Origin of the sequence: Micromonospora pisi, assembly GCF_003633685.1 — a bacterium.
GTDB lineage: Bacteria > Actinomycetota > Actinomycetes > Mycobacteriales > Micromonosporaceae > Micromonospora_G > Micromonospora_G pisi.
The window spans coordinates 360,379-380,322 of sequence record NZ_RBKT01000001.1 but is presented as its reverse complement, the minus strand read 5'-3'; the positions used below and the strand labels follow the sequence as shown (position 1 = coordinate 380,322).

Genomic DNA, 19,944 nt, shown 5'->3' with positions numbered 1-19,944 from the left:
CGCCGATGCCCCAGGTTGTTCGATTCGCGATCCGCAGACTCGGTAGGGGAGTGCTGACCCTCTGGTTCGCCGCCACGGTCACCTTCCTCCTGCTCCGACTGCTGCCGGGAGACCCCGCGCTGGCCGTCGCCAGCCCGAACATGACTCCGGAAGCGCGCCAGATCCTGCTGCACCAGTACGGTCTGGACCAGCCGCTGCTCACCCAGTACGGCAAGTACCTGTGGCAGTTGCTCCACGGCAACCTGGGGATCTCGTTCACCCAGCAGATCTCGGTCACGGACGTGCTCCTGCAACGCCTGCCGTGGACCCTGCTGCTGACCATCTCGTCGCTGGTGGTGACGGTCGCCGTCGGTATCCCCCTGGGGGTGCTGGCGGCGACCCGCCCCCGCGGCTTCCTGGACCGGCTCGTCCAGGTCGGCGGTGTCACCGGCCAGTCGCTCTTCGTCCCCAGCGTCGGCATCTTCCTGCTCTTCGTCTTCGGACTGCAACTGCACTGGCTCCCGATCGGCGGTGCCTACAGCCCCGGGGTCTACGGCCCCGCCTGGTACGGCGACGTCGCCCTGCACCTCGTCCTGCCCTGCTTCAGCCTGGTCCTGGTCCAGCTCGGCTCGTACGTGCTGACCCTGCGCTCCACCCTGATCGACTCCCTCGGCGAGGACTACTGCGTGCTCGCCCGGGCCAAGGGACTGCCCAACCGCAAGGTGGTCTGGAAACACGGGTTGCGCAACGCGTTGCTGCCCACCACCACCCTGGTGGGGTTGCAGCTCGGCTTCCTGGTCGGCGGAGCCGTGCTGACCGAGACCGTCTTCGCCTATCCGGGCATCGGTCGGGGTATCTACGAGGCGGTCACCCAGCTCGACTTCCCGGTCCTGCAGGGCGCGTTCGTACTGCTGGCCGCCACCGTCGTGGTCGCCAACGTACTGACCGACCTGGCCTACGGACTGCTCGACCCGAGAGTGAGGACAGCATGACCGCGGCAGCCACCGCCGGAGTCGGCCCGCTGGAGACCGTCGCCGCCGACCAGGTCACCGCCGCCCGCGCCACCTGGGCCGCGTTCCGGCGCAACCCGCTCGGCCTTGTCTCCGTCGGCATCCTGGTCGTGCTCGTGGTCGTCGGCGTCTGCGCACCGCTGATCACCGCCTCCCCGTCCGGGTACGGCGAACAGGTGCTCCAGGGCCCCTCCGGGGCGCACTGGTTCGGCACCGACAACCTCGGCCGGGACATCTTCGCCGAGGTGGTCTGGGGCGCCCGGCTCAGTATCGTCATCGCCGCGCTCTCCTCGGCGCTGGCGATCGTGATCGGTGTGCTGGTCGCTGTGCTCGGCGCCTACTTCCCGAAGGCGGACACGGTGATCGGCACGATCGTCGACCTCTGCCTGTCGTTGCCGGTGCTGCCGCTGATGATCCTGGTCGCCGCGCTGGCCGGGCCGAGCCTGGTCACCCTGGTCCTGGTGATCGCGTTCTTCTCCTGGCCGGAGGTGACCCGGGTGGTCCGGTCCCAGGCGCTGTCGGTGGTCCGGTTGCCGTACATGGACGCGGCCCGGCTCACCGGCGGATCGCACGTCTGGATCATCCGCAAGCACCTGCTGCCCGCCGTCGCCCCGGTGATCGTGGTGTCGGTGGTGCTGACCGCCTCCCGGGCCGTGCTCTCCGCCGCCGGCCTGGCCTTCCTCGGCCTCGGTGACCCGAACAGCTGGTCCTGGGGGCGGATCCTCTACGAGGCCCAGCAGTCCGGCGCGATGTCCAGCGCCTGGTGGACCACCCTCTTTCCCTCGCTGGCCATGCTCGCCCTGGTGGTCTCGGCCACTCTCATCTCGATCGCCTACAACGACGCCCGCAACCCCCGCACCCGGGAGGACTAGCAACGATGCTGGAAACCCAACGGTTGTCGCCCACCTTCTACCAGGCGCTCCAGGACGACCTGCGTGCCGAACTGGCCCGCCACGGCCTCGACGCCATGCTCGCCGACGACCCGCAGGACGTCGCGTACCTGACCGGTTTCTTTCACCACCCCGGCGAGCGGCCGGTGGCGGTGCTGCTCCCGCTCGACGGCACCACCCGGCTACTCCTGCCCGAACTGGAACATGAGCACGCGTCCGCGCAGCGCAGCGCCGCCGAGCTGGTCGCGTACCCGGAGTTTCCCGGCCTGCGACCGCAGTTCAGCTACCTCGCCCCGGTCACCGGCCGGATCGGGTACGCCGGCAGCATGAGCGTGGACCGGCTGGCCCAGGTGACCGCGGCCTTCCCGGACGCCACCCTGGTCCGTACCGATCTGGTCACCCGGTCCCGGTTCCGCAAGCGGCCGGAGGAGATCGCCCTGCACGCGGAGGCGGCCCGGATCACCGACCTGATGCTGGCCGCCGGCCGCACCCTGATCTCCGACGCGGTCGCCGCCGGTGGCGAACTGCCCAGCGAGTCCGAACTGGCCGACCACATCACCACCGTCGGCACCCGCACCATGTACGCCGAGCACGCCGACGTGGTGGTGGTCTCGCCACTGGCCGGCGGACTGGTGTACGCCGGGCCGAACAGCGCCCGTCCACATGCGCTGCCCTCGGGCTACCGGCTGCGTCCCGGCGACACCTTCATGCTCTCCCTCGGCTGCGCGGTCGGTGGCCGGTTCGTCGAGGGGGAGCGGACCTTCATCCTCGGCGAACCCAGCGCCGACCAGCGCCGCTACTACGAGGCGGTCAGGCAGGCGCAACAGGTCGGCGGCGAGGCGCTGCGTCCCGGCGTGGCCTGCTCAGCCGCGAACAACCGGTGCCTGGACGTGATCCGCGACGCCGGGCTCGCCGAATACCTGCGGCACCGGCAGGGGCACGGCATCGGCCTGGGCATGCACGAGCCGCCGTGGCTCGCCGACGGTGACGACACCCCGCTCGAAGCCGGCATGGTCGTCTCGAACGAGCCCGGCATCTACATCCCCGGACACGCGGGATACCGCATCTCCGACTCGATGCTGATCACCGAGGACGGGGCCCGGCCGTTCACCGCGTACCCCCGTTGCCTCGACGACGTGGTCATCGCGCTCTAGCCCGCACCACCACCCGCCAGGAAAGGAATGACCGTGCGGCTCACGATCAACGGCAACGACCTCGAGGTCGAGGTCTTCGGCGCCGACGACGCCCCGGTTCTGATCGCCCACCACGGGGCGCCCGGTCTCGGCTCACGCGCCGAGCCGAGAGCCACCTTCAGCCCCTTCGCGGACACCTTCCGCGTGATCGTCTTCGACGCCCGGGGCTCCGGGGCCAGCGAGGGACAGCCGCCGTTCAGTCACGAGCAGTGGGTGGCCGACGTGGACGGTCTGCGCGAGTGGGCCGGGGTCGAACAGTTCGTGATGGCCGGTGGCTCGTACGGCGGCTTCATCTCGATGGAGTACGCCATCCGCCACCCCGAGCGGGTACGCGCGCTCGTGCTCCGGGACACCTCGGCCGACCACGAGAACGACAAGGCGGCCCGGCACAACGCGGAGACCTCCACCCGGGTCACCATCGACCTCGAGAAACTCGACCGGATCAACACCGGGCAGACCTACGACGACGCCGACCTGCGCGACTGCTGGCGGGAGATCCTGCCCCTCTACGACCACGTGTACGACCCGGCGTTGGTCGCCGCGCGGGTCGAGGCGACCCCGTACCGGTACCAGACCCACAACTACGCCTTCGCCGTCAACATGCCGAACTACGACATCAAGTCCCAGCTGCACCGGATCACCTGCCCGACCCTGGTGACCGTCGGCCGGGACGACTGGATCACCCCTGTGGCGAGCAGCGAGGTAATTGCATCCCTGATTCCGGACGCTAGGCTCGTCGTGTTCGAGAAGTCCGGCCACTCGCCGCAGATCGAAGAGGCGCAGCGGTGGCGACAGGTGGTACGCGACTTCCTCCACGAGATTGGCGCCGATGAGCAGTAGCACCGACGACCTCGACGACCTCGACCGGCGGATCATCGCCGCGTTGCAGAGCGACGGTCGGGCCAGTTGGACGGAGATCGCGGAACTTTCCGGCAGCTCGGTCGCGACCGTCGCCCGGCGCGGGCAGCAACTGCTGCGTGAGGGAGTCGTCCGGGTCGCCGCCATCCCCGGGAACAACCACGCCGGCGCGGCGGACCTCTTCGTGCTGCGCATCACCTGCGAGCCGGGCACCCAGATGGAGGTGCTCGCCGAACTGGTCCGCCACAGCGACCTGCGCTTCCTCGGCCTGGTGACCGGCCCGTACGACATCCTGGCCGAGTTGAACCTGCGGCGGGAGGAGTCGCTACAGGCCCGGATCGTCGAACGGATCCTGGCGATCAAGGGTGTGCAGCGCTGCGACACCGACCTGACACTGCACGTCTACAAGGTGTCGCACGACTGGAGCCGGCAACTGCTCAGCGACGCCCCGCCGGAAGAGGTGACGGAGGCGCACCAGTGCGATCCGAGTCATTTCGACGCGGTCGACCGGCAGATCATCGACCTTATGCGCGAGGACGGCCGGTCCAGCTTCCGGACCGTCGCCGCCGAGGTCGGGCTCAACGAGAGCACCGTACGGCGCCGGTTCGAGGCACTGCTCGGTCGTGGTTGCATCCTGGTCACCACCCTGGTTCCGGCACCGGCACTGGGGTTCGAGTCGGAGATCGTCCTCAACATCACCGTGGCCCCGCCGTTCCTCGACTCGGTGGCCCGCACCCTCTCCGCCTATCGGGGGGTGCGGTACGTCGCGGCGATGTTGAGCAACAACGCGCTGATGTGCGAGCTGATCCTGCCGACCACCCAGGACCTGTTCGAGTTCACCACGAACACCCTTGGTCGGTTGGAGGGGGTGCAGGGCTGGACCGCCAGCGTGGTGCTGCTCGTACTGCGCCGTGGCTTCGTCGAGACGCCCTGGTGGCGGGGGAGCATCGAGACCGCTCAACCGTGACGGCCACCCGCCCGACCGATCGGCGGTAGCGGCCCGGTTGCCGTACGGGATCGTCGCTGGTCGCGTCGGGGGCCTTCACCACGCTACCGCCCCGGCGTGCGGTGATCCCCCGACCGCGTCGATCGAGGACACGACCGGGGGCTATCTTGTGGGGGCGTTTCGGGTGGTTCGGCGCGGATGCCGCGCCTGACGTCGTGCCGAGGCGGACCGGTGCCACCCGGCTCCGACGATCGTCGGGCCAGCCGCGGTCGGCCCCGACGAAAGGACACGCGACCCGATGTCTGGAGCCCAGGACCCGTACCGGCGCGACGATCCGGCGCGCGGGCTGCCCGATGGGCGGGTCCGCGACCCGGAGCGGTCGGTGGCGGCCGTGGCGCAGCCGGAGGAGGACGCCGACCTGGCCGCGGCGGTCCGCTCCACCACCCGGATGCGGACCGCGTTCTACGTGGTGGTGCTGCTGATCGCGCTCGGTGGCCAGGTGTCCGGGGCGATGGAGGCACTGGACATGCCCTGGTACGTCGCGCTGCCGGCGGTCGGCGCGCTGGAACTCGGAGGCATGGTGGTGCTGGCGAACGCGGACGTCCGACGCCGGCTCGGTGAACACGCGACGCTCTCCCGGCTGCTGTCGGCGGGCATCGCCGGTGGTGCGGTGGCCTTCAACTGGCTGGCCCACTCCAACCACCTCGAAGGCGGTTTCTACGGCGGCATGTCGCTGCTCGGCTACCTGGTGTGGCTGATGAACACGGAGAACAAGCGCCGTGACCGGTTGCGGGCCAAGCGGCAGTTGCCGCCCACCCCGCCCGCGTACGAGTTCGCCGGTCACTGGCTGCGGCATCCGTTGCTGACCCGCCGGGCCCGGACCCTGGCCAAGGCGGCACCCGCGCTCGGTCTCTACGGTTCGCTGGACGCCGCCCGCACCCAGGTACGCACCGAGCGGCGGCAGGCGGCGCTCGCCAAGGTCCTCCGGCGCAAGATCAGGCGTGCGCTCGACGGGACCACGGCGGACATCGCGGTGGCGGTGTACGACCTCGACGAGATCGCGCGGCGGCTGGCGGAGCGCGCCGACTACGACGGGTTGACCGCGCTGATCGCCGCCGACCTCTCGCCCGCGCGGGTGCTGGCCGGCAATCTGCCGGCGGCCCGTCGAAGGTGGTGGCGCCGTCGCGGGGCGACGCCCGACGCGGTCGAGCTCGCCTCGGCCGGCCGGCTGCTCAGTGACGCCCTCTCGGCGCCGGATCCGTCCGGGCTCCACCCGGAACACCGCCCCACGGTCGACGCGGTACGCGGCCCGCTCGCGCCCGCACTCGAACATCCCGGCCCGCTGCCGGCGTTGACCGAGGCCCCGGCCGTACCGGACGCACTGGCTCCGTCGGCAACGGTGGACACGCGGTTGGACCCCCCGGACGTGGCGGCGCGGCGGACGGTTCCATCGGACGTGGCCGCCGGTCAGCCGGTCCCGCTGGACGCGGTGGCCGGGAGCCCGGACGGGACGGCCGGTCAGTCGGAGGTGGCGGCCGGTCAGTCGGAGGTGGCGGCCGGTCAGTCGGTCAAGGCGGAGGCAACTGCCGGTAAGCCGGGTTCGTCGGCCGTGCGTGTCGAGTCGGAGGAGCGGGCGACCGCGCGGGTGAGCAGGGCGAATGGACGCGGGGACCGGGCGAACGGGCGTACCCACCGGGTGGCTGACCGCGCGAACGGACGCACGGACCGGGCGGACCGCGTGGCCGAGAGTGTGGACGACTCCGCGCCGGACGGGAGCGGGCGGGGTGATTCCGTCGAGCGGCCGGAGCCGGTGCGGCCGCGCTGGGACGCGTTGACGGCCGAGGTGAGCGCCATCTTCTCGACCAGCCAGCGGCGCCCCGCGCGGACCGGTCCGGAACGGGAACCGGCGCCCGCGCGGCCGGCGTCGACCGGGGTGGACGTCGAGTCGGATGTGGATGCGGAGCCCGAACCGGCACCGGAGGTCGGGTCGGAGATCGCCGCACCGGGCGGACCGGTGCCGGTGGTGCCGATCACCGAGCGCCCGCTGCCCGATCTGGTCGCCGCGGCGGCGACGCGTACGCTCGCGCCCGCCCAGGTCGCCGCGATGCCGGCGGCCGACCCGGTACGGGCGGCCCGGGGTGTGGCCCCGGTCCCGGCCCCGGGGGAGGGCTCGTTGCGGTCCCGGGTGCACGCCCTGCTCGACGCCATGGTCTCCGCCGACGACGAGCGGGACAACTCCTCCCTCACCGACCTCGCGGTGCGGGAACTCCAGCTCACGCCGGCCGAGCGCGGCACCGCGGCCAAGTACGTCCGTACCTGGCGGGCCGAGGCGCCCGGGCGTCGTACGTCCCCCGGTGCGGACCGGGGCGGGCAGTAGATCGAATTCCGTGGCCGCGCGCCTCGCGGAAACGGAGAATGGTCGCCATGGGTGACGTGTTGCGGCAGGCGCTGGAGCCGGTGTTGCGGGACATCAACGCGACCGGCGCACCCCTGCCCGACATCCGGGACGACGACTGGACCCGCGACCCGGGGGCCGAGTCGGCGATGCTGTGGAGCCCGGACGGCAGTGGTGTGGGTGTCAGCGCCATCGTGGCGCAGCCGGCACCCGATCGCGTCGCGCACGTCGCCGACCAGGTGCAGGAGTGGGTGATCGAGGAGTTGTGGCGGCGGGCGGCGACGAACTGGCCCGTCTGCCCGCGCCATCCCGACAACCATCCGCTGACCGCGACCGTACGCGGCGCCGTTGCCGTGTGGGTGTGTCCCGTGGACGGTGCCGTCGTCGCGCCGGTGGGCGCTCTCGCCTGACCGTGCCGCAGTAGCGGGCGTCTCGGCGCCGGGACGGCAACGCCTTGACGGGCTTCCATACTGCATACAGAATCCTAGGGGGTGACTGCGGTGTCCCCGCCGGGTGGTAGGCGGGCGGCGGCCCGACCTACCGCCCCACCGCGCCGGCAGTGAGACCTGGAGCTACGTGAGGAGATCGCTGATATGACACGCGTGGGGTTCATCGGCCTCGGCATCATGGGCGGCCCGATGGCCGGAAACCTGGTGAAGGCCGGCTTCGACGTGATCGGTTACGACTACAGCCCGGCCCGGACCGAGGCGCTGGCGGCCGGTGGTGGACGCGCCGCCGCCGGCATCGTCGAGGCGGTCCAGGAGTCCGACGTGGTCATCACCATGGTCCCCGACTCGCCGGACGTCGAGGCGGTCGCCCTCGGCGAGGGCGGCATTCTCGCCACCGCCCGTCCGGGGCAGCTCTACATCGACATGAGCAGCATCTCGCCGAAGACCGCCCAGGGGGTGGCCGAGGCCGCGAAGCCCTACGGCGTACGGGTCCTCGACGCACCGGTCAGCGGCGGCGAGCAGGGTGCGATCGAGGGCACCCTCTCCATCATGGTCGGCGGTGACGCGGCCGATTTCGAGGCCGCCCGCCCGCTGCTGGAGGTGGTCGGGGCGACCATCGTGCACGTCGGCCCGCACGGCTCCGGGCAGACCGTCAAAGCCGCGAACCAGTTGATCGTCGCCGGGACCATCGAACTCGTCGCCGAGGCGATCGTCTTCCTGGAGGCGTACGGGGTGGACACCGAGGCCGCGGTCCGGGTGCTCGCCGGCGGCCTGGCCGGCAACCGGATCCTCGACCGGAAGGCGGCCGGCATGCTGGCCCGGGAGTTCCAGCCCGGGTTCCGGATCGACCTGCACCACAAGGACATGGGCATCGTCACCTCGGCGGCGCGCGAGGCGGGGGTGGTGATCCCGCTCGGTGCGGCGGTCGCCCAGCTCATCGCCGCGCTGAAGGCGCAGGGGCACGGCGGACTCGACCACTCGGCGCTGCTCAAGCTGGTCGAGCAGCTCTCCGGTCGTACCTCGGGCTGAGGCCGCCTCCGATGGCCCGCCGCGCGAAGATCGTCTGCACCCTCGGGCCCGCGACCGCCGGGGCGGACCGGTTGCGGGAGCTGGTCGAGGCCGGGATGGACGTGGCCCGGCTCGATCTGGGCCACGGCACCCCGGTCGAGCACGCCGCGACCTACCACCTGGTACGCGAGGTCGCCGCGCGCGCCGGTCGCACCGTCGGCGTCCTCGCCGACCTGCGTGGTCCCCGGATCCGGTTCGGACAGCGCGCGACCGGCGCCGCCCTGGCCGAGCAACGCGCCGCCGACCTGCGGTTCGCTCTCGGTCTCGGGGTCGACCTGCTGGCGCTGCCGTTCGTCACCTCGCCGGAGGACGTCGAGGTCGCCCATCAGGTGATGGAAGAGCTGAGTGTCTGGCGGCCGGTGCTGGCGAAGCTGGAGACCCCGGCCGCGGTACGGCACCTCGACGCCATCGTCGCCGCCTTCGACGGGGTCGTGGTGGCCCGCGACGAACTCGGGGTCGAGCTGCCGTTGGACGAGATACCCCTGGTCCAGAAGCGGGCCATCCGACGCTGTCGGGAGCTGGCGAAGCCGGTGGTCGTGGCCGCGCAGCTACTCGACTCGATGGTCGAGCAGTCCCGGCCCACCCGCGCCGAGGCATCCGACGTGGCGAACGCGGTGCTCGACGGGGCCGACGCGCTGCTGCTCGCCGCCGAGACCAGCGTCGGGGCGTTCCCGGTGCCGGCGGTGCGGATGATGGCCCGGATCATCGCGACAGCCGAGGAGAACGGCGTCGCCGGTGACGGTGGGCCACCGACCGGGTCGGCCGGCAACGTGGACGCCATCACGGCGGCCGCCGCCGAGGTGGCCCAGTCGCTGACGGTCGGGGCGATCTGCTGTTTCACCCGGTCGGGGGCGACCGCGCGACAGCTGGCCCGGCACCAGCCCACGGTGCCGCTGCTCGCGTTCACCCCGGACCGGGCCGTACCCGCCCAGCTCTCGTTGACCTGGGGGGTGGAGACGTTCACCATGCCGGTTGTCGTGCACACCGACGAGATGGTGCAGCAGGTGCAGGACGTGCTGCTCTCGCTGGACCGCTTCCAGATCGGTGACCTGGTTCTGATCGTGGCCGGTAGTCCGCCCGGCCTGCCCGGCTCGACGAACACGATGCGCCTGCTGCGGCTCGGCGACCGGGTGATGGCCCGGCCGCCGGTTCACGCGGCGGTCCGACTTGCCCGGCAGGCGGCTCCCAGCCCCGAACCCGTGCCCTGACGGCCGTTGCCGACGCGGCGGCGGCGGTTGCCGTGCGCCCGTGGCGACCCTCAGTTCTCGCTGGTGGTCGCCACGGCGAGCGGCGTCCGCGCCGGCAGGCGCAGCACGCCACCGGGCGGCCCGTCGGCGCCGGTAGGGGCGACCTCGGGCGGGGTCGGCCCGGACTCGGGTTCGGGCGGTCGTACCGCCACCGCCGCGGCGGCGTCCGCGTCGGGAAGTGCGAGGAGTTCGACCTCGGCACCCTGCCACCCCGGCGGTACGACCGCGAGCGCGTTCGCCTCGGCGGCCCCCCAGAGCAGGCCGGGGCGGTCGTGACCGACCGGCACCACGACCGAACCCTCGCGGGCCACCGGCACCAGCCGGGTGTCCCGGTCGAGTACCTTGACCGGGCCGACCAGCCGGGCCGTCACCGCTCGCCGCTGCGCCCGCCCGGCGAGCCGACCGAGTAGTGGCGTGAGCAGGGTGAGCGCGGCGACCAGCGCGGCGTACGGGTTGCCGGGCAGCCCGACGACACAGCGGCCGTCGGGCAGCGTGGCGAGCAGTTGCGGGTGCCCGGGCCGGCACGCCACCCCGTGCACCCGTACCTGTGCGGCCAACGCCTCCAGCGCGCCGCGCAGGTGGTCGGCGGCGCCCACCGAGGTCGCGCCGCAGACCACGACGATCTCGGCGTCCGGTCGGGACATCGCCTCGACCAGGGCGGTCTTGTCGTCGGTCACCCGGGTGGTCCAGGTGATGACGCCGCCGGCGGAGTCGACCAGGCCGGGCAGCATCGGACTGATCGCGTCCCGGACCCGTCCCGGTGTGGGCAGGCCGTGGGAGAGGAGTTCCGCCCCGGTGACCACCACTCCCACCCGGGGGCGCCGGTGTACGGTCAGCCGGTCGTGCCCGAGGCTCGCGGCGAGGCCGAGCAGCGTGGGCGTGACGAGGGTGCCGGCGGGCAGGACCTCCTCGCCGAGCGGGCAGTCGTCGCCGCGTCGCCGGATGTGCCGACCGGTCTCGATCTCGCCGTGCACCCGGTCGGACCGGGACCGGGCACGCTCGTACGGCAGCACCGCGTCGACCCCGGCGGGCACCAGGGCGCCGGTGGCGATCTCCACCGCCGTACCGGGGAGCAGTGGTTCGACCGGGCGGGCGTCGCCGGCGAGCACCCGACCGGTCACCCGCCACGGTCCGGGGCCCGAGACCGCGTACCCGTCCATCGCGGCGGCGTCGTACGCGGGCAGGGGAGAGAGCGCCACCAGCGGTACGGCCAGGGTGGCGCCGAGCGCCTCGGGCAGGGTGACGTCGGTCGGGTCCAGGGGGTGGCCGGCGGAGCGGGCGACCCGCCGCGCCTCGGGCCAACTGGTCGCGTTCACGGCCGACCGCCCTGTGCCGGCCCACCGTCCGAGGTTCGGTGGGTTCCATCCCGCAACTGGCTCATCAGCGCTCCTCGTCGTCTTCCGGTCGGTGGCGCCGGCACCTCCATCGTGCCCGACCCGAGGGGCGGGTATCGATTGATCCTGGACAGCCGCGCATCCCTGGTAGACACTAGTGCACGTAACATACTGTATACAATGGCCGCCGGCGGGTTGATCACCACGTCCGCCGCACGGTGACAGGTGGAGGTGCCAGGATGCCGGACTCCAGCAATGCCCTACCCGTGCGTGAGGTACGTGACGTCTACGGGCGTCGGTACCGCGTCGGGGAGACCGACTTCGACCTCACGGGACGATCCCGGATCTGGATGCTCCGGCTCTGCTGGGCCTCGATGCTGGCGATCAGCCTGTTCCAGTACGGCTTCGGCGCCGCGATCCCGGCGCTCACCCGGGCCAACGGCTGGACCCTCTGGGAGGCGTTCAGCGTGCTCGCCGTCTGGATCGTCTGCCAGGCGGGCACCGCCCTACCGGCGGTCTGGCTCTACCGCCGGGTCCGGGTTCGGCTCGTCGTACCGATGCTCGCCGCCGCGTCGCTGAGCCTGGTCGCGCTGATCACCCTCGGCCACAGCCGGGACCTGGCCACGGTGCTGGTCGGCTACTCGGTGCTGGGTGGCATCGGCGCCGGACTGGTCTACATGACCTGCATCGCCACCGTGACCGAGTGGTACCCCGAGCGCACCGCCACGATGGTGGGCGTGGTCAGCGGGGCCTTCGGCTACGGCGCCGTCCCGTTCGTCGTGATCGCCGCGTACGTGCTGGGGATCGAGAACCTCCCGGTGGTGCTCGACAGCACCGCGGTCGCGGTCTTCGTCGTGATCGCGGTCAGCGGCCTGGTGCTGCGCAAACCGCCCCGGCACTGGTGGCCGGCGCAGATCGACCCGCAACGCTGGGCCGTCGACCGTCGGCTCAACCGCAGCATCCCGAACAACATGCCGGCCCTGCGCCCCTACTCGCCCCGGGCGGCGGTACGCAGCGGCATGCTGCCGCTGATGTTCTTCCTCGTCGTGCTGACCGCCGCGATGGCCCTGTTCGACATCGCGTACCTGGTCGGGTTCGCCCATCACCGGGTCGAGCAGCCGTTGCTCATCGTGGCCTCGATCGGCGTACTCGCCGTCGCCACCGGCATCGGCCGGGCGGTCACCAGCTCGCTCTCCGACCGGCTCGGTCGGCGCCGCACCCTCGGACTCGCCCTGGCGGTCGGCGGGGTCGCCCAGTTCGGCCTGCTCGCCGCCGTCGAGGCGGAGCAGGTGCTGGCGGTGGTGGCGTTCGCCGGACTCGCGGGCGCGGGCACCGGAGCCGGATACTCTCTGTTGGTCAGCCTGGTGCGGGACTGGTTCGGGGGCGAGGCGACCCTGTTCAACTACGGCATCGTCTACACCGGCAAGGTGGTCGGCGGACTGGCCGGCATCGGCCTGGCCGGGCTGGTGACCGGTGCGCCCGGTGCGATCGCGGCCTTCGTCGCGGCTGGCTGTCTCGGCCTGTTCGGTGCACTGTTGACGAGCGGGATGCGCCAACCGGGCCGGCCGACCCTGTCGGTCCTGCCCCGGCTGCGTCCCGACGAGCTGTGACCGTCCCGGTCACCGGCGCGCGCCGGCCCGGTCCGGGACACGGACCGGAACCGGATCTACTGATGGGTGGTGGCGGATGGGACGCGTGACAAGTCGGCGTCGGGTGGTACGGGTGGTCGACGGGACGGTCACCGAACCGGTGGACACCCTGGTGGCCGAGGAACCGTTGGAGATCCGGGTCAACGGGCGCGCGCTCACCATCACCATGCGTACGCCGGGCGACGACTTCGACCTGGCGGCGGGTTTCCTGGTGAGCGAGGGCGTGGTGCAGCGCGGCGAGCACGTCGCCGGCATCCGTTACTGCGCCGGGGCGACCGACGACGGCGTCAACACCTACAACGTGGTCGACGTGGTGCTCGCCGCCGGGGTGCCGGCGCCCGACCCGTCGCTGGAGCGCAACTTCTACACCACCTCGTCCTGCGGCCTCTGCGGCAAGGCCAGCCTGGACGCGGTACGCACCACCGCGGCCTGGTCGGTCGCGCAGGACCCGCTCCGCGTCGAGCCGGACCTGATCGCGGAACTGCCCGACCGGCTCCGTGCCGCCCAGCGGGTCTTCGACCGTACCGGCGGCCTGCACGCGGCCGGGCTGTTCAGCGCGGCCGGCGAGCTGCTCTGCCTGCGCGAGGACGTCGGCCGGCACAACGCCGTCGACAAGGTGGTGGGCTGGGCGTTGCGCTCCGGTCGGGTGCCGCTGCGCGGTACCGTGCTGCTGGTCAGCGGCCGGGCCTCGTTCGAGCTGGTGCAGAAGGCGGTGATGGCCGGCGTACCGGCGCTCGCCGCGGTCTCCGCGCCCTCCTCGCTCGCCGTCGACCTGGCCGAGGACAACGGACTCACCCTCGTCGGTTTCCTGCGTGGCGCGTCGATGAACGTCTACACCGGGGCGCACCGGCTGGGGCTCGCGGATCGGGCGCCGGCGGCCCCCGCACGCTCCTGAATCCGGTACCACGACAGCCTTCCGGCCTCCCCCTCCTGGCGGCGGGGGAGGCCGGAATTTTCGTGCCCGGCTACCGGGTGGCCATCCGCGACAGCAGTGTCTCGCGCATCAGTCGGGCGGTCTCGGACGGTGTCCTGCCCACCCGTACGCCGACCGCCTCCAACGCCGCCTGCTTGGCGGCGGCGGTGCCGGACGAGCCGGAGACGATCGCACCGGCGTGTCCCATGGTCTTGCCCTCGGGGGCGGTGAAGCCCGCGACGTAGCCGACCACCGGCTTGGTGATGTTGGCGGCGATGTACTCTGCGGCCCGCTCCTCCGCGTCCCCGCCGATCTCGCCGATCATGACGATCGCGTCGGTCTCCGGGTCGTCCTGGAACGCCTGCAGGCAGTCGATGTGGGTGGTCCCGACGATCGGGTCACCACCGATGCCGACGCAGGTGGAGAAGCCGAAGTCGCGCAGCTCGTGCATGAGCTGGTAGGTCAGGGTCCCGCTCTTGCTCACCAGGCCGATCCGGCCGGGGCCGGTGATGTCGGGCGGGATGATCCCGGCGTTGGACTGCCCGGGGCTGATCAGTCCGGGGCAGTTCGGTCCGATGATCCGGGTCCGGTTGCCGGTCGCGCAGGCGTACGCCCAGAACGCGGCGGTGTCGTGCACCGGGATGCCCTCGGTGAGTACGACCACCAGGCTCAGTCGCGCGTCGATCGCCTCGATCACCGCCGCCTTGGCGAACCGTGGCGGTACGAAGACCACCGAGGTGTCGGCACCGGTCGCGGCGACGGCCTCGGCGGTGGTATTGAAGACCGGGATGCCGTCGACCTGCTGGCCGCCCTTGCCCGGGGTGACACCGGCGACGATGTTCGTGCCCGCGGCGACCATCCGCCGGGTGTGTTTGGTGCCCTCGGAACCGGTGATGCCCTGGACGAGCACCCTGCTGGAGTCGGTCAGGAAGATTGCCATCTCGGTCATGCCCCCTTCGCGGCGAGTTCGGCGGCGAGGCGGGCCGCGCCGTCCATCGTGTCCACGGTCCGTACGCAGTCCAGCGCGGCGGCGCTGAGGATGCGTCGGCCCTCTTCGGCGTTGTTGCCGTCCAGTCGGACCACCAGCGGTTTGGTGATCTCGGCGCCGTCGGCGGTGAGCAGTTCGATCGCCTGGACGATGCCGTCGGCGACCGCGTCGCAGGCGGTGATGCCGCCGAAGACGTTGACGAACACGCTGCGCACCGCGGGATCGCCGAGGATGATCTCCAAACCGTTCGCCATCACCTCGGCCGAGGCGCCACCGCCGATGTCGAGAAAGTTGGCCGGTTTCACCCCGCCGAACTCCTCGCCGGCGTACGCGACCACGTCGAGGGTGCTCATCACCAGGCCGGCACCGTTGCCGATGACACCGACCTCGCCGTCGAGCTTGACGTAGTTGAGGTGCTTCGCGGCCGCCAACGCCTCGAGCGGGTCGGCGGCGGCGGTGTCGACGAACTCGGCGTGTCCGCTCTGGCGGAACCGGGCGTTGTCGTCGACGGTGACCTTGCCGTCGAGGGCGCGGATCGACCCGTCGGCAAGCTTCGCCAACGGGTTGATCTCCACCAGGGTCGCGTCCTCCTCACGGAAGACGGTCCAGAGCCGGACCAGTACGTCGCTCACGCCGTCGTGGACCTCGGGCGGGAGTTGCGCCTCGACGCAGAGGCGGGCGGCGGTGGCGGGGGTCAGCCCCTCGGCCGGGTCGACCGGCAGTCGGATCAGCGCACCCGGGTTCTCGGCCGCCACCTGCTCGATGTCCATCCCGCCCTGGCGGGAGACCATGGCGAGGAAGGAGCGGTTGGAGCGGTCGAGCAGGAGCGAGACGTAGTACTCGTCGGCGATGTCGCTGGCCTCGGTGACCAGGACCCGGCCGACGGTGTGGCCCTTGATGTCCATGCCGAGGATCGCGCTCGCCCGGTCGTACGCCGAGTCCGGGTCGTCGGCGAGTTTGACGCCGCCGGCCTTGCCCCGGCCGCCGGTCTTCACCTGGGCCTTGACCACGACCCGACCGCCGATCTCGGTGGCGGCCTCCCGGGCCTGTTCAGCGGTGCTGGCGACGCGGTACCTACCCACAGGCACGCCGTGTTTGGCGAAGAGATCCTGTGCCTGGTGCTCCAACAGATCCACTGAGGGCCTTCCTCTCTTTCGACCTTCGTGGTAAGTCGCGCCCGGACTCGGGACGGGTGGGCGCCGACTGGCGAAGCGGGCGTGGGTTCCCGGCGTTGCGCAGGTGAGGCCGGCCCGCGGGGGGTTCGCAGGAATTCGTTTTGCTACCCCCTAGACACCCCGCTGTTACATGGGCCACGATATTGCCTACCCCATACGGTATGCAATCCCCGAGGATGCGGAGGGTGCTGATGACTCGACGGTCAGGCCCTGCCCGCGAGGAGCGCACCTCGGGTCTGAATCCCCTGATCAGCAACACGTGGCGTGTCACGTACAGGAGGTTGGCTCATGGGTAAGGCACTGGAGGGCATCCGCGTCCTCGACATGACGCACGTGCAGTCGGGTCCCTCGTCCACACAGATCCTGGCCTGGCTCGGCGCCGATGTCATCAAGCTGGAGGCGCCCGGTTCCGGTGACATCACCCGGGGCCAGCTGCGGGACCTGCCCGACGTGGACAGTCTCTACTTCACGATGCTCAACTCCAACAAGCGGAGCATCACCCTGAACATGAAGAGCGAGCAGGGCAAGGAGATCTTCACCTCCCTGGTCGCCGGCGTGGACATCCTGGTGGAGAACTTCGGGCCGGGCGTGGTGGAGCGCTTCGGCTTCCCGTGGGAACGGCTCCAGGAAATCAACCCCCGCCTGGTGTACGCCTCCATCAAGGGCTTCGGCCCCGGGCGGTACGCCAACTTCAAGGCGTACGAGGTGATCGCCCAGGCGATGGCCGGCTCGATGAGCACCACCGGTTTCGAGGGCGGACCGCCGACCGCCACCGGTGCGCAGATCGGCGACTCCGGCACCGGCATCCACCTCGTCGCCGGCATCCTGGCCGCGCTCTACCAGCGCACCAACAGCGGCCGTGGCCAGCGGGTCCAGGTGGCCATGCAGGACGCGGTGCTCAACCTCTGCCGGGTCAAGCTCCGCGACCAGCAGCGACTGGTGCACGGACCGCTGGGGGAGTACCCCAACGAGCACTTCGGCGACGAGGTGCCCCGCTCCGGCAACGCCTCCGGCGGCGGACAGCCCGGCTGGGCGGTGCGCTGCGCACCGGGCGGGCCGAACGACTACATCTATGTGATCATCCAGCCGGTGGGCTGGAAGCCGATCACCGAGCTGATCGGCAAGCCCGAGCTCGCCGACGACCCGGCCTGGAACACCCCGGCGGTGCGCCTCGCCAAACTCGACAAGGCATTTGCCCTGATCGAGGAGTGGACCGAGAAGCACACCAAGTGGGAGGTCATGGAGAAGCTCAACGCCCACAACATCCCCTGCGGTCCGATCCTCTCCACCAAGGAACTGATCGAGGACGAGACCCTGGCCGAGCTGGGCTCCGTGGTCGAGGTCGCGCACCCCGAACGGGGTGCCTACAAGACCGTCGGCAACCCGATCAAGCTCTCCGACTCGACCGTCGAGATCGAGCGCTCGCCCCTGCTCGGCGAGCACACCACCCAGGTTCTCGCCGAGCTCGGCTACGACGAGCGGCAGGTCGCCGACCTGCGCGCCGCCGGTGTGATCTGACCATCCCGCTGTTCACTGCCGTCCGCCGCGACCGGCGGAGCGTACGGTCCAAAGGAGAGACGAGGAAATGCCAGATATCGCAACCAGTTACGACCGCGAGGCGGTACGCCGGGTCCTCGACCAGGTCCGTGCCGAGGGCCGCGACTCGCTGACCGCCCCCGAGGGTCGGCTGGTGGTCGAGGCGTACGGCATCGCGACGCCGAAGGAAGGGCTTGCCACCAGCGCGGACGAGGCGGTCACCCTGGCCACCGAGATCGGTCTGCCGGTGGTGCTGAAGATCGTCTCCCCGGACATCCTGCACAAGACCGAGGCCGGTGGCGTGCTCGTCGGGCTGAAGACCCCGGCGGAGGTGGCCGACGGCTACCAGACCATCCTGGACAACGCGCACGCGTACAAGGCTGACGCCCAGGTCGTCGGCGTCCAGGTGCAGCAACTGCTCAACTCCGGTCACGAGGTGATCGTCGGCACCGTCACGGACCAGACCTTCGGCAAGGTGGTCGCCTTCGGGCTCGGTGGCGTGCTGGTCGAGGTACTCAAGGACGTCACCTTCCGGCTCGCCCCGACCGACCGCGACACCGCTCTGTCGATGATCGACGGGATCGCCTCGGCCGAGATCCTGCGCGGCGTACGGGGCGCCGAGCCAGCCAACCGCGAGGTGCTGGCCGGGCTGATCACGCGTCTCTCCGACCTGGTCACCGACTTCCCGGAACTGGCCGAGGTCGACCTCAACCCGGTGCTGGCGACCGCCGCCGGGGCGACCGCGGTGGACGTCCGGATCCTGGTCGACGACGCGGCGGCGAAGACGCCGGAGCGGTTCACCGACGAGGAGATCCTCGCCAGCATGAACCGGATCATGCGGCCCGCCGCGATCGCCGTGATCGGCGCGTCCGCCGAGGCCGGCAAGATCGGTAACTCGGTGATGAAGAACCTGGTCAACGGCGGTTTCCAGGGTGAGATCTACCCGATCAACCCGAAGGTCGACGAGATCCTCGACCGCAAGGCGTTCCGGAGCATCAGCGACGTACCCGGTCCGGTGGACGTCGCGGTCTTCGCCATCCCGGCGAAGTTCGTGCCGCAGGCGCTCGAGGAGGTCGGCGCCAAGGGCGTGGCCGGGGCGATCCTGATCCCGTCCGGCTTCGGCGAGACCGGCAACCACGAACTCCAGGACGAGGTCGTCGCGATCGCCCGCCGGCACGGCGTACGGATCCTCGGCCCGAACATCTACGGCTACTACTACACCCCGGAGAACCTCTCCGCGACGTTCTGCACCCCGTACGACGTCAAGGGTGGGGTCGCCCTCTCCTCGCAGAGCGGCGGCATCGGCATGGCCATCCTCGGCTTCAGCCGATCCGCACAGATGGGCGTCTCGTCCATCGTCGGCGTCGGCAACAAGGCCGACATCGACGAGGACGACCTGCTCACCTTCTTCGAGCAGGACGACAACACCCAGCTGATCGCCATGCACCTGGAGGACCTCAAGGACGGCCGCGCCTTCGCCGACACCGCCAAGCGGGTGTCGAAGACCAAGCCGGTCCTGGTGCTCAAGGCGGGCCGTACCGACCAGGGCGCCAAGGCCGCCAGCTCGCACACCGGGGCCCTGGCGGGCAACGACAAGGTGTACGACGACATCCTGCGGCAGAGCGGCGTCATCCGCGCCCCGGGCCTCAACGACCTGCTCGAGTACGCCCGCGGCATCCCGCTGCTGCCCACACCGCAGGGCGAGAACGTCGTCATCATCACCGGTGCGGGCGGCTCCGGGGTACTGCTCTCCGACGCCTGCGTCGACAACGGCCTGAGTCTGATGGAGATCCCGGCCGACCTCGACCAGGCGTTCCGCAAGTTCATCCCGCCCTTCGGTGCGGCCGGGAACCCGGTGGACATCACCGGCGGCGAACCGCCGTCGACCTACCGGAACACGATCGCGCTCGGCCTCTCCGACCCGCGCATCCACTCGCTGATCCTCGGCTACTGGCACACCATCGTCACCCCGCCGATGGTCTTCGCCGAACTGGTGGTCGACGTGGTCGAGGAGTTCCGGGCCAAGGGCATCCACAAGCCCGTCGTCGCCTCGCTCGCCGGCGACGTGGAGGTAGAGCAGGCCAGCGAGCACCTGTACCGGCACGGCATCGTGGCCTACCCGTACACCACGGAGAAGCCGGTCGCCGTACTCGGTGCGAAGTACCGCTGGGCCCGGGCCGCCGGCCTGATCGAGGCCGACCCGAACACCGGCGGTTGATCCGACACACCCGCGGCACACCGGTCTTGCCGAGGGGAAACCTGCGACAGCGACCGCTCCGCGGCCAGGAGGCGAACAGGACATGACGTCGGGGTC

At 71.2% G+C, this 19,944-nt stretch carries 16 protein-coding genes; 13 read left to right on the top strand and 3 right to left on the bottom strand.

The window, feature by feature from the left end; translation table 11 throughout:
• Positions 1-5: 5 nt before the first annotated feature.
• The 9 genes from BDK92_RS01620 (at position 6) to BDK92_RS01580 (ending at position 9,996) form a co-directional block, all read left to right on the top strand.
• Positions 6-971 (top strand): ABC transporter permease, encoded by a 966-nt coding sequence (locus BDK92_RS01620; RefSeq protein ID WP_121153924.1) that lies wholly within the window; start codon positions 6-8, stop codon positions 969-971.
• Positions 968-1,861 carry an ABC transporter permease gene (locus BDK92_RS01615; protein ID WP_121153922.1) on the top strand — a complete coding sequence of 298 codons (894 nt, stop codon included), beginning with the start codon at positions 968-970 and terminating at the stop codon, positions 1,859-1,861. The genes BDK92_RS01620 and BDK92_RS01615 overlap by 4 nt, the downstream gene beginning before the upstream one ends.
• A gap of 5 nt (positions 1,862-1,866) precedes the next feature.
• Positions 1,867-3,033, top strand: a complete 1,167-nt coding sequence (locus tag BDK92_RS01610) for a M24 family metallopeptidase (protein ID WP_121153920.1) — start codon at positions 1,867-1,869, stop codon at positions 3,031-3,033.
• Positions 3,034-3,066: 33 nt separating this feature from the next.
• Complete coding sequence (locus tag BDK92_RS01605) at positions 3,067-3,912, top strand: alpha/beta fold hydrolase (protein WP_246016719.1); 846 nt, start codon at positions 3,067-3,069, stop codon at positions 3,910-3,912.
• Positions 3,902-4,897 (top strand): Lrp/AsnC family transcriptional regulator, encoded by a 996-nt coding sequence (locus BDK92_RS01600; RefSeq protein ID WP_121153916.1) that lies wholly within the window; start codon positions 3,902-3,904, stop codon positions 4,895-4,897. The genes BDK92_RS01605 and BDK92_RS01600 overlap by 11 nt, the downstream gene beginning before the upstream one ends.
• A gap of 277 nt (positions 4,898-5,174) precedes the next feature.
• Complete coding sequence (locus tag BDK92_RS01595; RefSeq protein WP_121153914.1) at positions 5,175-7,253, top strand: hypothetical protein; 2,079 nt, start codon at positions 5,175-5,177, stop codon at positions 7,251-7,253.
• A 47-nt stretch (positions 7,254-7,300) separates the two neighbouring features.
• Complete coding sequence (locus BDK92_RS01590) at positions 7,301-7,681, top strand: hypothetical protein (RefSeq protein ID WP_211349009.1); 381 nt, start codon at positions 7,301-7,303, stop codon at positions 7,679-7,681.
• A gap of 183 nt (positions 7,682-7,864) precedes the next feature.
• Positions 7,865-8,749, top strand: coding sequence for a 2-hydroxy-3-oxopropionate reductase (locus BDK92_RS01585; RefSeq protein WP_121153910.1), 885 nt, complete (start codon positions 7,865-7,867; stop codon positions 8,747-8,749).
• Between the two features lie 11 nt (positions 8,750-8,760).
• Positions 8,761-9,996 (top strand): pyruvate kinase, encoded by a 1,236-nt coding sequence (locus tag BDK92_RS01580; protein WP_121153908.1) that lies wholly within the window; start codon positions 8,761-8,763, stop codon positions 9,994-9,996.
• Between the two features lie 50 nt (positions 9,997-10,046).
• On the opposite strand, the gene BDK92_RS01575 is transcribed toward BDK92_RS01580, so the two are convergent.
• Complete coding sequence (locus tag BDK92_RS01575) at positions 10,047-11,351, bottom strand: molybdopterin molybdotransferase MoeA (protein WP_121153906.1); 1,305 nt, start codon at positions 11,349-11,351, stop codon at positions 10,047-10,049.
• A 257-nt stretch (positions 11,352-11,608) separates the two neighbouring features.
• On the opposite strand from BDK92_RS01575, the gene BDK92_RS01570 reads away from it, so the two are divergent.
• On the top strand, positions 11,609-12,979 hold the full coding sequence (locus BDK92_RS01570; RefSeq protein WP_121153904.1) for an MFS transporter: 1,371 nt from the start codon (positions 11,609-11,611) through the stop codon (positions 12,977-12,979).
• A 76-nt stretch (positions 12,980-13,055) separates the two neighbouring features.
• Positions 13,056-13,913, top strand: coding sequence for a formate dehydrogenase accessory sulfurtransferase FdhD (gene fdhD / locus BDK92_RS01565; RefSeq protein WP_121153902.1), 858 nt, complete (start codon positions 13,056-13,058; stop codon positions 13,911-13,913).
• 70 nt (positions 13,914-13,983) lie between these two features.
• Here fdhD and sucD read toward each other — a convergent pair whose 3' ends face one another.
• Together sucD and sucC are read right to left on the bottom strand one after the other, a co-directional pair.
• Entirely contained in the window at positions 13,984-14,871 is an 888-nt protein-coding gene (sucD, locus tag BDK92_RS01560) for a succinate--CoA ligase subunit alpha (protein WP_121161473.1), read from the bottom strand.
• A gap of 5 nt (positions 14,872-14,876) precedes the next feature.
• Positions 14,877-16,055 (bottom strand): ADP-forming succinate--CoA ligase subunit beta, encoded by a 1,179-nt coding sequence (gene sucC / locus BDK92_RS01555; protein WP_121153900.1) that lies wholly within the window; start codon positions 16,053-16,055, stop codon positions 14,877-14,879.
• 327 nt (positions 16,056-16,382) lie between these two features.
• Between sucC and frc the strand changes: the two genes are divergently transcribed.
• Together frc and BDK92_RS01545 are read left to right on the top strand one after the other, a co-directional pair.
• Positions 16,383-17,612, top strand: coding sequence for a formyl-CoA transferase (frc, locus tag BDK92_RS01550; RefSeq protein WP_121153898.1), 1,230 nt, complete (start codon positions 16,383-16,385; stop codon positions 17,610-17,612).
• A 67-nt stretch (positions 17,613-17,679) separates the two neighbouring features.
• Positions 17,680-19,848, top strand: a complete 2,169-nt coding sequence (locus tag BDK92_RS01545; protein ID WP_121153896.1) for an acetate--CoA ligase family protein — start codon at positions 17,680-17,682, stop codon at positions 19,846-19,848.
• The last annotated feature ends 96 nt before the right edge of the window (positions 19,849-19,944 follow it).